General features: G+C 52.7%; 10 protein-coding genes and 1 tRNA gene. All 11 read right to left on the reverse strand.

Translation table 11 applies throughout. The features are described 5' to 3' along the window. Positions 1-227: 227 nt before the first annotated feature. On the reverse strand, positions 228-1796 hold the full coding sequence (locus KRAC_RS22645; protein ID WP_007911107.1) for a PQQ-like beta-propeller repeat protein: 1569 nt from the start codon (positions 1794-1796) through the stop codon (positions 228-230). Beyond that, complete coding sequence (locus tag KRAC_RS22650; protein WP_075164338.1) at positions 1789-2349, reverse strand: RNA polymerase sigma factor; 561 nt, start codon at positions 2347-2349, stop codon at positions 1789-1791. The genes KRAC_RS22645 and KRAC_RS22650 overlap by 8 nt, the downstream gene beginning before the upstream one ends. Before the next feature lie 787 nt (positions 2350-3136). Continuing rightward, positions 3137-5695 (reverse strand): PAS domain S-box protein, encoded by a 2559-nt coding sequence (locus KRAC_RS22655; RefSeq protein ID WP_007911128.1) that lies wholly within the window; start codon positions 5693-5695, stop codon positions 3137-3139. A gap of 547 nt (positions 5696-6242) precedes the next feature. Further along, positions 6243-6980 carry an SDR family NAD(P)-dependent oxidoreductase gene (locus tag KRAC_RS22660; protein WP_007911130.1) on the reverse strand — a complete coding sequence of 246 codons (738 nt, stop codon included), beginning with the start codon at positions 6978-6980 and terminating at the stop codon, positions 6243-6245. 147 nt (positions 6981-7127) lie between these two features. Next, positions 7128-7430 carry a muconolactone Delta-isomerase gene (locus tag KRAC_RS22665; protein ID WP_007911133.1) on the reverse strand — a complete coding sequence of 101 codons (303 nt, stop codon included), beginning with the start codon at positions 7428-7430 and terminating at the stop codon, positions 7128-7130. Between the two features lie 94 nt (positions 7431-7524). After that, positions 7525-8202, reverse strand: coding sequence for a cysteine hydrolase family protein (locus KRAC_RS22670; protein ID WP_007911135.1), 678 nt, complete (start codon positions 8200-8202; stop codon positions 7525-7527). A gap of 90 nt (positions 8203-8292) precedes the next feature. Beyond that, the gene (locus KRAC_RS22675; protein ID WP_007911144.1) at positions 8293-8874 is read right to left on the reverse strand and encodes a TetR/AcrR family transcriptional regulator; all 582 of its coding nucleotides are present in this window, start codon (positions 8872-8874) and stop codon (positions 8293-8295) included. Between the two features lie 793 nt (positions 8875-9667). After that, on the reverse strand, positions 9668-11017 hold the full coding sequence (locus KRAC_RS22690) for an ISL3 family transposase (RefSeq protein ID WP_040444030.1): 1350 nt from the start codon (positions 11015-11017) through the stop codon (positions 9668-9670). A 729-nt stretch (positions 11018-11746) separates the two neighbouring features. Beyond that, positions 11747-11818, reverse strand: a tRNA-Arg gene (locus tag KRAC_RS22695). 646 nt (positions 11819-12464) lie between these two features. Continuing rightward, positions 12465-13046 (reverse strand): IS200/IS605 family accessory protein TnpB-related protein, encoded by a 582-nt coding sequence (locus tag KRAC_RS22700; protein ID WP_052568522.1) that lies wholly within the window; start codon positions 13044-13046, stop codon positions 12465-12467. Then, the gene (gene ltrA / locus KRAC_RS22705) at positions 13039-14835 is read right to left on the reverse strand and encodes a group II intron reverse transcriptase/maturase (RefSeq protein WP_007905969.1); all 1797 of its coding nucleotides are present in this window, start codon (positions 14833-14835) and stop codon (positions 13039-13041) included. The genes KRAC_RS22700 and ltrA overlap by 8 nt, the downstream gene beginning before the upstream one ends. Between the last annotated feature and the right edge of the window lie 149 nt (positions 14836-14984).

Raw genomic sequence — 14984 nt, forward strand, 5'->3', positions numbered from 1 at the left:
TTTGCCAATCAGTTTGTCCTTTTTTGACACTTTATCGGTCAACGACTACGCTAGACAATTTATGGTGCAAAATTGCGTAGTAGTCCATTCATACTCAATGGCCCTATTCAAGCGTTACCCAAAGCACATCACCTCAGATACGCCATGGTTAGCATACCTGAGGTGATGTGGTTAAGCGTTCATCATCTGAAACGTAGATGGCTCATCGTCATCTCAAAGGGAGAGGATCAGGCCAGAATCACCCCATCCTTCACAGGCAGTTTCCACAGGAGCTTGCCATCGCTGGCACGTATTGCTGAGATTGCGCCGGGAACCTTACCCCCAACGATGGAATGACTAAATGCTACATCGTAGAGCACACCATCAAGATTCACAAGAGAGCTGGAGACAGCACCGAAGTAATAACCTGGGATACTCGTTTGCCAGAGTACTCTACCGTCCTTCGCGCTCAAAGCGACCAGATACGGCAAACTACTATCATTACCCTTAACTGCATGCATGTAGAGCACATCGGGGGCGGTCTTCGCGAAGAGGCCATTATAGGGCTTTTGCCAGACCTGCTTACCAGTTTGCGCATTCAGCGCATAGACATTACCATTAAAGTTAGTATAGTAGAGTGTATCGCCTATCAGAGAGGACTCTCTCACCCCGCTGTTCGAGCCAGATAACGCCTGTTTCCACAGCACTTTGCCTGTTTTCCCCTCGAACGCGTAGAAGAGATCGGGTGTAGGATGCTTCGTATCTTTCGAGCGGAAAGTCATGTACACCACGCCACCCTTTACACTCAAAGGGCCAAGCTCGAATGTGTTCTTGGGTCCAACCAAAGGCATACGCCATAAGAGCTTGCCATCGGACAGCCTGAGCGCATAGACGACCGTGCCAGCCTGCTTCTCAAAGGTTGAATATGATAGCATATCTCCATCGATGCTGCTCATCGAAAACGGTCTTTTCGACGGTTCATAGTTCGTTCTAATAGACCCGCTGGCGGGATCTAACACATATGCCAACGGTTCTGATGAATTGCTGAAGCCGCCAAATGAGTCCCCTATTATATAGAGTGAGCCATTCAGAAGCACAGGCCGTATACTGAGCCATCCATTCATGGTCAAGTTGCGGGACCAGCGCACCTGCCCATTTTGTGTGTTGAGCGCCGTGATCTTATCAACCTCATCAAACATATACAAGTTGTTGCCCAGAACGTAGGCTTTTGGTCCTAAAACTGGGGACAGATCATCAGCAAACCCATGATACTTGCGCGTCACATGCCACAGGACCTTGTGCGTCTGGAGATCCAGCTTCTCTATACCATCTTTCTCAAAGAGGTAGATCCCATGATCCGTACTTAGCGACGTACTCCCTGACTGGTTAGTGCGTGTCATTTGTAGGACCAGCAGCAGCGTGCTGACCAGTATCCCGACCACCAGCATAGCGGCAATCGTAGCCAGCCACGACGGTATGGTACGCCTGGACGATAGGGCCGGTGGCGCGACTGACTTCAACAGTTTGACGCTACTACCATCCTTGTTACGCCGCGCCTGCTGGTCCGCCAAAGGATTATTACCCTCGCGCGCAGTGACATCATCCAGATCGGTCATATGCACAACCTCGGTTTCATTGGCGACATGCCGCGCCAGGCGCTCCCACACGCGTGCGCCCGCGCCCTCGTAATCGATATAGATGTGCCGCAAATCCTCTACCATACGCGCAGTGGGATTGGTGGAGTGCTCGGTCCGCGTGAGCGCGTCAATCTGCTCTTCGATCAACTCTGGCTGGAACTGTTCATCGTGCTTATTCATGGCGGCTACCTTCCTCCCTTCGTTGCTTATAGATGCCCCGCAATAGATTGAGTGTGCGCGAAAGCATGGTACGAATTGCTCCCTCGCTTTTGTGCATACGCACCGCGATCTGCGCACAGGGCAGTTCATCAGCGAAACGTAAGCGCAACACCTCCTGCTGAGCCGTTGAGAGGGACGCGAGATGCTCCTGAAGCTGCGCCAGTTCCTCTTGACGCAGAATGGCTCGCTCGGGTGTAAGCGTGTTTTCGTCGCTCAATTGCTCTATATCGTCATTCAGGGGTTGCGCGGGACGCCGAGTCCCGCGCCGATGAAAGTCGATGCACTTGTTATAGGCCACACGCCTCAGCCAGGCCTCCTGGCGTTGGTCGCTCATTTGTGTCAGCATTGAGTTCTCCATAGCCGCGAGAAAGACATCAAGTAGGATATCTTCCGCGTCCTCCTGCGAGGACACACGCTGGCGAATCGCTGTCAAAAGCCCAAGCCAGTGACACCGATAGAGTTGGCCGATTGGCGTCTCTACCGGGTCAGGCTGACTGGATAGTAGTTGCATCATGCACCTCATTACTCATCTGTGTTTGAGATCTCACTCCATAATCGCGCTCACCCGCCAGATGTTACAAAGCAGAAAGGAATTTAACGCGCTCAATCTGATCTGCTCAGATGTCATGATAGCTTCAGAGCAAGCGGTAAGATGGTATGTCATTCGGCAAACGGCTCGCCGGCACCTGGCTCAATGGCCAATACGCCATTTCAACAAGCAGAGCTTAATAGGATCGTTCAAGGTGAAAGTAACCTCCGTTTTGACTCTGCCGGTTTACTCATTGCTTTTTCACGCGTTTGAACCATTTTGTGTCCGGTATGAACCATATCCTGACCGCCTAGCCCATACCCATGCAAGTAGAGAAGCCTATTTCTGGGAGAATGGACCAACGGACAGGAAATCGGTTCTCCGACCGGTTTGGTGTGCAGATGGTAAATTAACTCAAGGGTGGTCAGATTTTGAACTGAAGGATGGGAAATTGACGTGAATCATGGGAATCGGCGTTCGTCATCCTGGCAATGCCGCTCCCCATGTCGCTTCTTCCATCGACATCTTGTAAATTGGGACGTCGCGCGCAACGAGTGTTGCGTTCCTCAAAGGAGTGAACGGGGTAGATGGTGCAGCGGAACAGAAACGTGGTCGAAGCTCTGGGCTGGCTTACAGATTTCGCGCGCTCTCTGCTCTTTTTACATGCATTACAGCTTCTCCGAAGCTATCTCGCGCGAGAATTGGCCTTCAACCACATTCTTGTTTCGCTGTACCACACTCCCCGATGACGCGCGTCGTGTTCTTCCACTGCTCAGGCATCCCTCTTCCTGGGAAGGGTTACCGTAAAGGTCGATCCTTTTCCGACTTCACTGTCCACGGTAATGGTTCCCCCATGGCGTTTGACGATCTCCTCCACAATGTAGAGCCCCATGCCCAGGCCGGGGATCGCCTTCTGCTTGGGACCAGCGGCCCGATAGAACCGTTCAAAAACCTTGTCACGCTGCTCTCGCGGGATGCCGAAGCCATGATCGCGGACACGGACCGTGACCGTCTCTCTTGAGGTGCTCAGGTCGATCTCGACCGTCTCTGCGGCGGGAGAATACTTGATCGCATTGCTGAGCAGGTTGATGAAGACCTGTCCGAGTCGATCTTTGTCTCCGACCAGGGAGCAAGGTGCCGCGCCACGCACTACGATGGTATGCGTCGTATGTATCTGTTGCATGGTGTCGGCCACCTCATGGAGCAACGCATCAAGATCGACCGTCTCCTGCCGATACTCCAACCTGCCTGCCTGGATCTTGGAGACATCCAGTAACTCTCCTATCAGGCGTTCAAGTTGCTTGACTGGTCCCTCCACCCCAGAGAGAGCCGCAGCAGCGCCGTTCAGGCCTTGTTTTTCCAGGCGTTTTCTCACCAGTTGGGCCTGCATCTTTAATGCCGTGAGCGGGTTCCTCAGTTCATGGCTGGCCATGCTGATAAAGCCATCCTTGCGTTGTTCGAGTTCCTTGCGCGCGGAGTTATCCAGCACAAAGGCGATCATCTGGAGTGGGTGATGCTGTAAGACGACCCCGCACACGAGCACCGGAAGGCGACTACCATCTTTACACATGTACTCTTTCTCATAGGGCGTCATCGACTGCTGGGCAGCAAGTTCCTGATGGGCCTGCTGGGTACGAGCCTGATACTCTGGAGGTGTCATGTGCACCCAGTTCATGCACCTTTCCCGCAGATCTTCACGGGTATAGCCAGTCATGCGCAGAAAGGTGTCGTTGGCGTCCACAATCTGCTCTCCTTCGTCGACAAAGATCCCGATAATGTTGGAGTTCATCAAGACGCTCGCGCGTGCCTGGCTCTCTCGTAAGGCTTCCTCCATACGTTTATGCTCATCGATATCGGTACAGGTGCCAAACCACTTGACGATCTGGCCTGCCTCATCGCGCACCGGCATGCCGCGGGCTAAGAACCAGCGATACTCCCCCGTTTGGCCCTCCTTGAGACGATATTCGATCTCATAGGGTTTACCCGTTTCCAGCGCATGATGCCAGACCGTCAGGGTGTGCTGATACTCGTCAGGGTGCAAAAACTGGCTCCATTCATGGCCCAATGCATGTTCAAAGGAGGAACCAGTATAGGCATACCACCGTTGACTCCAATACTCAACCAGGCCATCTGGCAACGTTGTCCACACGAGCTGTGGCACCGTTTCGGCCAGCACCCGCCAGTTCTCCTCACTGGTTTTGAGCTGCTGCTGCGCCCGTTTCTGCTCATCGATGTCGGTGCAGGTGCTAACATATTTGAGGATCGTGCCTTGCGCATCTTTGAACGGCACCGCTTGCATCAGGAACCAGCGATACTCTCCGGTCGTGCTCTGGAGCAGGCGCTGTTCCGTTTCATACGGCCTGCCGGTCTGGACGGCGCTCTGCCATGTCTCCAGGACGCGTTGCCGGTCAGCAGGATGCGTACATTGCATCCATCCATCTCCCTGGGCCTGTGCAGTGGTCAGGCCGGTATAGTCGAGCCAGCGTTGATTATACGAGTCAACATAGCCGTCTGGTCGCCCCGTCCAGACCAACTGGGGGATGGCATCGATGAGGGCATGGATGTCTCTTTCGGCTCGTTTGCGCGCGGTGATATCGATGCCGGCGATGACGAGATACTCGATCTGGTGATCCGCATCCAGGTGAGGGGTGATCACGCTCTCAAAGGAAAGGAGCATTCCTTCCCTCGGGCAAAGCTGAGCCTCGAAACGCACCGTTTCTCCCGTGCTGGCTCGCGCGATGGCTGCGCGGAGCCGCGATTGACTGGCAGGAGCAAAGGACCACCAGGGGGTCTCGGCCAGTGGTTTGCCAATCACCTCCTCGCGTCGGACCTGCGCGTCGTCTAACGGCACCTCGTTGATGTCCAACACGATCCCTTCGGGCGTCAGAATCCCGATCCTGGTATGTAAGCCATCCAGGTCATCGATGCAGAGGCGCTCGCCCTGGGGAAACGTCTCCTGGCATGGCGTTGGTGCGCTCATCTCGTGGAATTGCAACGTGAGTCCCCCAACGGTTGGAGTGAGTTGCGCGTGCAGCCAGTTCCGGGTCATAGGAGACCAATACTCCACTTCGGTCGGTTCCTGGGTTTGCCTGGTCTTGCGCACGGCCTGATAGAGTGAGGGGCTCACCAGTTGGGGAGCCCCGCGCCAGAAGGGGTTCCCCAGTAATTGCTCTCGTGATGCACCGATCATGGTCTGCGCGCGTGTGTTCACATACCTAATCGTCTCGGCATCATTGACGAGAAACAACGCATCAGGAAGGGTCTCTAGCATGTGGAGGAGCGTCTCACTCGACGCAGGAGTGAGACGCTCTGTTCGCTTTATCCTGGACATACGGTGGTACCTCTCCCTTTCACATCCCCCCATCCCTGAGAACGAAGACGCATTCCTGCTCGAACCGAAAGCACGTCTAGTGAAATGATGTGATATCTGTGAGAAACAAGCAGGTTCTCCGACCGGTTTGGTGTGCAGATTTTATGAATAGCTCTCAAAAGAGGTATCGCATCTCTCCGGCGAAATAGCCAAGTGCTCTCGCGCTCACTCTGGTCAAAAGAGACCTGGATGTTTGGCAGTGATCTGCATTATTCACAAGCTCCACACACCTAAATTGTCCAAGAGCCCAGATAAAGACTCATGGCCGCTTTTGGTGAAACAGATTGTTCGTGAGTTTCTTCGACCTTGAGACACCTCATATGTGTATGCATTCAAGAGATCAGAATACCTCACCCATCGTTTGATTTCCCAGAAGCGACTGCGAGCCTTCTTTTGCCACACGGAAGGCACTTGAGTATTGGTAAGAACCTTTCCGCTTTTGTTTTCTCGAGAGCTTGGGGAATACCGTGAGCGGAGGCACTCCCCTCGCAGAGAAACGATGAACGGCCTACACTTGTGCAAAACCGCCATCCACAAACACTTCGGTTCCCGTGATGTAGCTGCTGTCGTCGGAGGCGAGAAACACCACGGCCCTGGCGATTTCATCGGCTGTTCCAGGTCTGCCGAGCGGAATACTCTCGGACATCATGTGCAAGCGTTGCTCGCCCGCTGCGGTGGCATACCACGCGGGCGTGTCGATAAACCCTGGGCTCACGGCGTTCACGCGAATGCGGCGATCCTTTAAGTCCATTGTCCAGGTCCGCGCGAACGAACGCACGGCGGCTTTTGTGGCGCTATACACGCTCCACTCTGGCGACCCTTTACTGGCGACGATGGACGCATTCAGGATGATCAAGGCCCCATCCGGCATCAGCGGCAGCGCCTTCTGAACGGTTAAAAGCAGACCTTTCACATTACCGTTAAAGAGCGAGTCGTAATGCTCCTCAGTTATCTTGCCCAAGGGGGCGATCTTCGAGATACCAGCATTCGCGAAGACAACGTCGAGCTTGCCTTTCTCCCGCTTGATTTGTGCAAAGAGACGATCAAGATCGTCAGGTTTCGAGACATCTCCTTGTACGCTGGTCACATTCCTTCCGATCTCCCTGGCCGCTGCTGCTACCTCCAGATCACGGCGCCCCGTGATGAAGACATACGCGCCTTCGTTGACAAACTGCTTCGCTGTCTCAAGGCCAATGCCGCTATTGCCACCAGTAATGAGGGCAATTTTTCCTTCGAGCTTCCCCATGTCTTTCTCCTTGGTCATCATGTTTTTGCTGTTTTTTTGCGAGCGTTCACGTCACACCGTTTCACACGTGAAAAACGCATTCGCCAATGGTATCCGCTCCTCCCCAAAGGTATCTTTCCCCAGAAAGAGGGAGCGAAACGCATGCTCTTACTTCCAACGCCGCCTGACGTCGTCGGCAAAGCTGGTATACTCACGGACTGGCACGAGTTCTTCCCACACCAGATACGGTGCCATTGGCAAGCCAGCCATCAAGACCTGATCCAATTCATCGTGAGACTCGACATTGAAGATCCCGACGACGCGCCGCTGTCCAGCAACCTTATACGCCGCGACCACCTTCCCTGCGGCCATCGCTCCCTGCAGAACATCAGCTTCTTTCTCCCAGATCTTCCAGAGATCATCTGGTGAGAGATCCTTGGGTTCGACACGCACTTTAAAGAAGAGCAGCATGATGGATTTCTCCTTTCTCGTGAGAGTCACGAATAAAATCTGGCAATGGAACCTCTGCCTGGCGCACACCCTTGCGCTGCTTTGCAACCGACCTTCAGGCCGTCTTTCCGTTCTCCAGCTTGAGGGCACGCACTGGTTCGCTCTCCTCAAGGGAGCGGAACAGGGAAACAATCTCACTCGTTGTGAGAATCGCATGAGCAAACGTCGGTCCGTTGATCTCATGCGCCGCATGCATGGCTTCTCGACTAGAAGCCGCCGTCGCATCTTTCACCAGGGTCACATGGTACCCGAGCTCCATGCCAAAGCGACTGGTCGATTCGATACAGGTATTGGCGAGCATGCCAATGAGCACCAGGCGTTGGATTCCATGTTGCTTAAGCTGTTGATCCAGGTCCGTGTTGGCAAAACCGCTTTGTGCCCAATGCTCTTTGATCACAATGTCGCCTTTTTGGACGGGAAAATCGGGATGGAATTCACCGCCCCATCTTCCTTTCGCAAACACCTCACGCTGGCCATCGGCAAGCTGGTGCGGCGTTGGATACTTCCAGGTCGTGTAGTCTCCTGGCTCCCAGCGATGATGGGGAACGAAAAAGATGGGAATGGCGGATTGTCGCGCCGCGCTCACAATCTCGCGCAGATGCGCCAGGAGATCCACGGACTCGGCAACTTCTCTGGCGAGAGGATACAATTTGCCTCCGGGCGAAAGAAAGTCGTTATAAGGATCAACAAACAGCAGTCCTGTCCGACTTCTTTGGTTCTCTTCGATACGCATGCTTTTTCTCCAATCAGAAGAGACCTTTCTCAAGATCCCACGGGTAAACCTCATGTTTGAATGAATATTCAAACATGAGGTCAAAAAAATTTAGTGCAACGCGAACAAGGCCGTTTTCATCACATCCAGCAGGACGTTCCGATCAGCCCTGGCCCGCGCAAGCACGCGAATACTGATCAGCGTCCCCAGGAAGAAATGAGCGAACTGGTGGGGATCACACGTCCAGGAAAGCTCCCCTGCTGCCTGCGCTTTGATCAGGAGATGATACAACACCTCCTCGATGGCATCGTAGCCAGACTGCACCCTCTTGAACACTTCTGGATCGGAGGGGGCTCGTTCGATATTGGCATTGACGAGAAAGCATCCACGACGAGCAGGATCACTGAGCAAAAGATCAATATAGGTCTGGAAAAGGCTTTCCAGAATCTCCTGGAGTGATCCTGATTGGTTCCGAAAGGAAGCCATATGTTCTCCATGCCAGGCGCAATAGCGATCGAGTGCGGCAAGATACAACGCGTGCTTGTCTCCAAAGGTGTCGTACAGGCTTCCGCGTCCAAGACCCGTCTCCTGGACGAGATCCTCGACTGACGTTCCTTCATATCCCCGTTCCCAAAACACGTCCATCGCTTTTTTCAGTGCGTGCTCTGGATGAAAGGCTTTTTTTCCCGCCATGCTCTTGTCTGGTGCTCCTCTCCGACGATTTGAAAAGGGAAGTATATCACATGTTGGAATGAAAAGTCAAGGATGAATGCACCACCCAAAAATGTAGCACCTTAGGCTCCCAACATTTTCTCCCCTCAATATTCCCTCTAAGAAGGTGGCAAATCATGCGGAAAAGGTAAATGAGAGATTTTTAGAGAGGCGTTGATTGAAGAAATGCCGAGAAGCTCGCCTGAGTCCTTTGATTTTCGTGGAACATCGCTCCTCGACGTTTCTGTAGAGCCAGAGGGTGCTTTTATTCGTCCTCTTTTTCCTCAAATACTTCTCAAATATCTTCTTTTCTCTCTTGCTTAGAGGGGATATCGGGAGAAGAAAATGGAGGGAACCCAACACCGCTTTATTAGCCTTCATCAGAAAGTATGGAGATTTTCTGGTGAAGACCCATTTTTATCGCAAGGGATACTTGCAATATGTGTCAACCCTCATACGAGTCGGTGTCCACTACTCAAACAGATGATGCACATCCTTCCTGATGAGCCCCCAGCCGAGGAGGGTTATGGGCCTGGTCTCATCGCTGACCCGTTACCATGCGGAACCGTGTGGGGACACGCCGGAGGAGAATTTGGCTATGGCGACCTCCCGTATCTCCATCTGGGAAGCGAGCGTTTGGCCGTCTTCATGCTCAACGGGACCGCTGGGTTCAGGGCAGCAACCGATGCTGGACGTGGCGGGCTCCCACGCTTTTCCGAGGAGATGAGAGCCATGGTGTACAGTGGTGGGACTGAGACGTCGTAGATCCAACTCGTCAGGCAGCTGGTAAGAAGCGGTGTTGCAAGTAAGAAAGCCCGGCTCGGCCATACGCTTCTCGTTTGATGAGTTTCAGGCGGTTAATGTGTCCTTCCACAGGCCCTGTACTGTAGGGAAGCGTCAGTCCCGCCAGAATCGCCGGTTTGTCTCGCTCGACACTGCGAGCAAAGGTGAGGAATTCTCGGATGCGAGATGCACGCACATCTTTGAGCCAGGTGTCGAGCTTCTCACCGCTGTGGTGGCGAATCAGGTCCAGGAAGCCATGAGTTAGTTCTCGTGCCTGCGAAAGCTGCTCATCCATCTGGCAGAGCTGATCAAGTTGTGCCTCAGCCTGCGGGGTTAGCGTTCCCGGACGTGCCAACATCCACCCAATAACCTTGCCTGGGGTCACATCTTCAAAGGGTGAGCGAGGAATCGACTCAGGCGAAGCGGGCAATCCCATCTTCTGCGGATGATCCCGCCATTTGGCGAGACGTCGATAGACACTACGACTCGATCCCGTATAACCCTGAACCTTCAACTCCTCCCAGAGGAGCGAGCCGTTGTGCTCGCCAGCCTCCCATCGTTCCCGCAGATATCGCGTTGACCAGTCGAGTGGGCTGCGTCGCGGTTTGCGAGGTCCCGCATAGGCACCATATTCTTGTGCGAGCCAGCGATGGATCGTCCGTTGCCCAACGCCCAGCCGTTTGGCGATGGTTCCTGCTGGAAAACCAGCCTTTTGGAGAGCGAGTACCTGCTGATAGCGTGCTTCACCAACAGACTGGCGGGGCCGACGTACCCGAGAAGAAACGGGGACAGGCTCGGGTGGCAACTCAGCTTCGTCCACCACTCCAGTCAGTTGTTTCCAGCGCCTGGAAACAACTTTATCCAGGTATCCCGTCAGATTTTTGGCCAGGTGCCAGCGATCGGCTACGTGCTTGGCGTGAGGAAGGGCTTCGGTAATCGCGGCTGCAAACTCCTTACCCCGATCTCGCGCAACGATGGTGATTGTGGGGTAGCACTTGAGCCATTGGGCGACCGTCTTCTGTGAGCGATCAGGGAGCAGAGCAATCGGTCGGTTCCGTTCGAGATCCACGACGATAGCTCCATACCGCTCACGCCGCTTCCAGGCCCAGTCATCGATGCCAATGATCTGTGGATCAACAATGGCAGGCAGAGGAAGGGTATGGATGAAGCGCAAGACCGAGCGCTCGGTTGTTTCTAGACCCAGGAGTTGAGCGCTGCGCGCCCCAGATGCTCCGCCTTGTTCCCGACCAAGTTGACCAAGAAACTGACGCAGACCAAAGGTGTAACGACCATGGGGCGAAGTGACCTGGGAAAGCCGCTCGGTGAAAATGCGTCGCGACAATCAGGCTGATCACAGTAGAACTTGCGTACACGTAGATGCAAGAGAACTTGCCTGTTCTGAATGGACAGATCCCACACGTGCGTTCGTAACGGCTGTGGATACGGCGAGCGGAAGTGCCACACACAGGGCAACGAGCGGTACGTGTTACTCGTTCACAAATGAGAACGAAACGGCTCGTTTCCCTACGGAGGGAGAGAAGGCGGAAACCGCGAAGATGTGGAAAGAGAGTATGCAGAGACAAAGGAATGCTCTTTCTGAAAAAATGTGCGAATAGATGATAACCCTTTCATTTTATCACATCCGCAACCTCCACCAAACCGGTCGGAGAACCAGGAAATCCGTCAAAAGTTGCACTATAGTCGCTTTTATGCGTCAAAACCAGGGCACTGCCATACTCAGGTATAGCTCTCAACTGGCTTGTAAAGCTAACCACTGGACAGGATATGTGTCACCAGTGAGGACAAAGAGACTGTCAAATCACAGAGACAGAAATACCCTAAAAGTAAAACTAAGTTGTCAAAAGTTGTCAAAAGTATGGTATACTTGGTGTGAAGCTCGTTCCCGTAGCTCAGTGGATAGAGCATCGGTAAACGTAGCTATTGTCGGCGACAAGGCACGTAGTTTTTCAGGAGGTACGCATGTGGTTTTGAGAAATAGGCATACAGTTTTGCGTTTTTTAGAGGAAAGGGCAAAAAAAGAAGTGGCTCTGCGAGCCACCTCCTGCGTAAATGTTCCCGACTGGAATCGAACCAGCGCACACGGCTTCGGAGGCCGATGCTCTATCCACTGAGCTACGGGAACGAACTTCACATATAAATATACCACAAAGGTCAACCGGCTTCAAGACTCTTGTCCGAGCATAGCAAAATCGGCTTCCAGCCCTATCTACATCCATCTTATCCACATACGCATTTTACACAATATTAGCTATTATTACCATAAATATTGACTGTTTTAACTCAAGCATACTATACTCATAAAAAGCACTTTGATCTCTATTATTGGAAGCAAGTAAGTGCGCCGAGTGCCGTCTGTCCCGGGTTGTTGCTGGCGTAAACGATGCCACCCCATGAGGTGTGAAACGGGGTGCCCGGCCTAGTCAACGATAACAAGTTGGTAGCGGCTTCCTGAAAGGCCTGCGATCTTTTTTAGACCACAGGTTGAAACAAAGCGCCCTTGAATGCGAGTAGCAGCGCGCATATTCCCTCCTATCCGCTGTCCTCTTCTTACTACCCATTGTACTGAGATTTCCAAACAAGATCAATGCAAATGACAGATGTGGTGATGGAGCACGAGTGCCGTTAGAATCCTGGATCGGAAGAGAATTAGCAATCCCTAGCGTTAACTAGTGAACTGTCGGCTTCCAGCTCTCGTTTGCGGGTACGCTGGGCATTCTGCTCCTTACAGTATCTTAAAATGATGACCACTATGCCTAGAGGTCATCCGTTCAGACGGCCAGCCGTCTGGGGAGAACTGCCGCTCCCGCTACTCCTCGCCCCACTTGCAAAGGGTCGGAGTTACTTTTGCGTAAAATGTTGTAGGATCCGTTGATATCTGCATGAAGGAGGCGTCCATCCCTGGCACGATACCAACTGCGAGTCACACGCTTGCCTGAAAACACCGGCTTCTCAGCGGCGTTCGGCTCATAGGCTGGGATGGGGTCGCCGTCCAGAAAACTGGCCTTGCTGGTGTAGCTTTCTTCCTGAAGGATGACCCTGATTCCCACCAGGTGCGCTTTGTAGGTTAACTGCTCAATGAAACGGGCATGGGGAAGCTGCACAAACTGCTGATTGTTCCTGCGCCCCAGGTTCACATTCTGTTTCCAGAAGGGATTCTTGCCAATCACCAGCGTCCCGATGCCTTCGCCCACCAACAGATCAATGATCCGACGGCTGGCCATGTGTAAATACGCATCCACACGGCGATTGCGCTTCGTCGTCACACGATCCAGGTGGCGTGAAGTATATCGGTTCTCATGCGCGAGGCGTTGCTGCTGCCTGGCCCGCTGTTTGTTGTTAAAACTAAGCATGAGTGTCACCACTCCTACTCGTCTTCAAAACCGTGCTTGACAGTTTCCCGTCACACGGCTCCTCAGTAACATGGCCTTTGTCGTAGGTACCGTTGGCCTTTTTCGAGTGGCGCTCGTCGTGGCAATGACGATGGAGAGCGAACTTGTTGCTCAATTCCTCTCCGCCTCCTTCACTTTTCGGGGTAATGTGATCGATCTCTATGAGGTCTTCATCTTTGAAGTACAGTCCACACCAACGGCATTTTCCCTCTTGCTTCTGTAAAAGTTTTGCTTTAACTCCGTTAAGAAGCGGGTGTTTCTTGAGTCGCTGGCTCCAGTAAAGAAGATTTCCGTCATATGGGCTGGCAGTTCCTTTCACTTTTACATGACGCCGGATGTATGTTTGTTGGTGGTTTCGTAGTTGTAGGTCGGGGGTTCGGAAGATCCATCCCTTTCCTTCATCCACTTTCCAATACTTTTGCATAATCCAGTGTCGATTTTTGTTTGGGTGCCTGCGATTCGCCCATCTTTCCAGTTGTCGAAAAAGTACCATGTCGCAGTGCTTGAATGCCCTTCTTGCACAGATGCTTCGGTAGTAGTTTGCCCATCCGTAAATGACCGGGTTCAACTCTTTAATGAGCTTTTCCTGTTTCATGCTCCGGTGCTCTGCTACCAGACGATGCGTTTCTTTCACATGGTGCGCAATCGCTTCCTTACTGGGTCTGATGAGTGTCTTGAAGCCAAGTGGTTGACCATTAGGCCGCTTTCCGGTGTGTGTTTTCCCCATCGGATACTGGCGTATGGTGAAACCAAGGAAATCAAATCCCGTTTTTCCCTGATATTCCATCAAGGTGTGCGTGATCCGTGTCTTGCTCGGCTTGAGTTCTAGTCCAATGCGCTGTAACCATTCCGAAAGGATTTCTTTTGCTTTTTCGACGCCTTCGAGCTTGGGATGGAAAACCACCAGATCATCGGCGTAGCGGACAAATTTGGGTCGTCCCTCCTTCCACCGGTAGGCCGCTATCAAGTCCGTTTCCATACCATGAAGCGCGATATTCATAAGTAATGGTGAGATGACTCCCCCCTGCGGGGTTCCTTTCCGGGTCTCGTCAAATATGCCATTATCAATGATTCCCGCTTTGAGCCAAGCTTTCACAAGCAGCCTTACTGCGGGATAGGTGTCGAGTTTGGCGAGAAGTGCCTGATGATCAATATGATCAAATGCTCCTTTAATATCGGCATCCAGGACATACTTTGCCTGTGTGCAGATATTGGTGTGAATGGTTTGAATTGCATCATGACAGGAACGTCCAGGGCGGAAACCAAAGCTATTGGGTTCAAATTTGGCTTCCCATTGTGGCTCTAAAGCGAACTTTACGAGGCACTGGTGCGAGCGATCTCGCATGATGGGAATCCCCAAGGGTCTTTTCTCATCCTTTCCAGGCTTGGGAATATAGATCCTTCGCACTGGTTGGGGTTTGTATTGAGACCATTGCTTGGGGTGGATTTGTTCAGCCAGAGTGAAACGCTGGGCCGGTTTGACTGATTTTACTCCGTCAATGCCTGCTGTGCGTTTTCCCTGGTTGTCTTGGGTCACTCGTCGAACCGCTAAAAGCCTTGTCGCTCTGGATTTCATCAGAAGTTTCTGTAGTTTGTGGACTGCTCTTGTGTTGCCACGGCTCTCGGCTTTGAAGATGCGCTTTTGTAGGCGGTAAACATGCTGCTCGAGCTTGCGCCAGGGCAGCTTGTTCCAACTTTCACTCTCAGGGTCAGGTGGTAGCTTGATCTTGGGTGCCTTCGTTTTCACCATACTACTCGTTTCTCTTCATTCCATGTTACCGTGCCTACGTCAGCATATCCTGGGCATTACCCCAGGCATTGGCTTTTTAGGCAATCCTTCTCGGAGGCAGCTTGCGGATGGTTTCCTGCTCATCGTATCGACCTCCAATGAGAGCGTAC

The sequence above is a fragment of the Ktedonobacter racemifer DSM 44963 genome (genome assembly GCF_000178855.1).
Classification (GTDB): domain Bacteria; phylum Chloroflexota; class Ktedonobacteria; order Ktedonobacterales; family Ktedonobacteraceae; genus Ktedonobacter; species Ktedonobacter racemifer.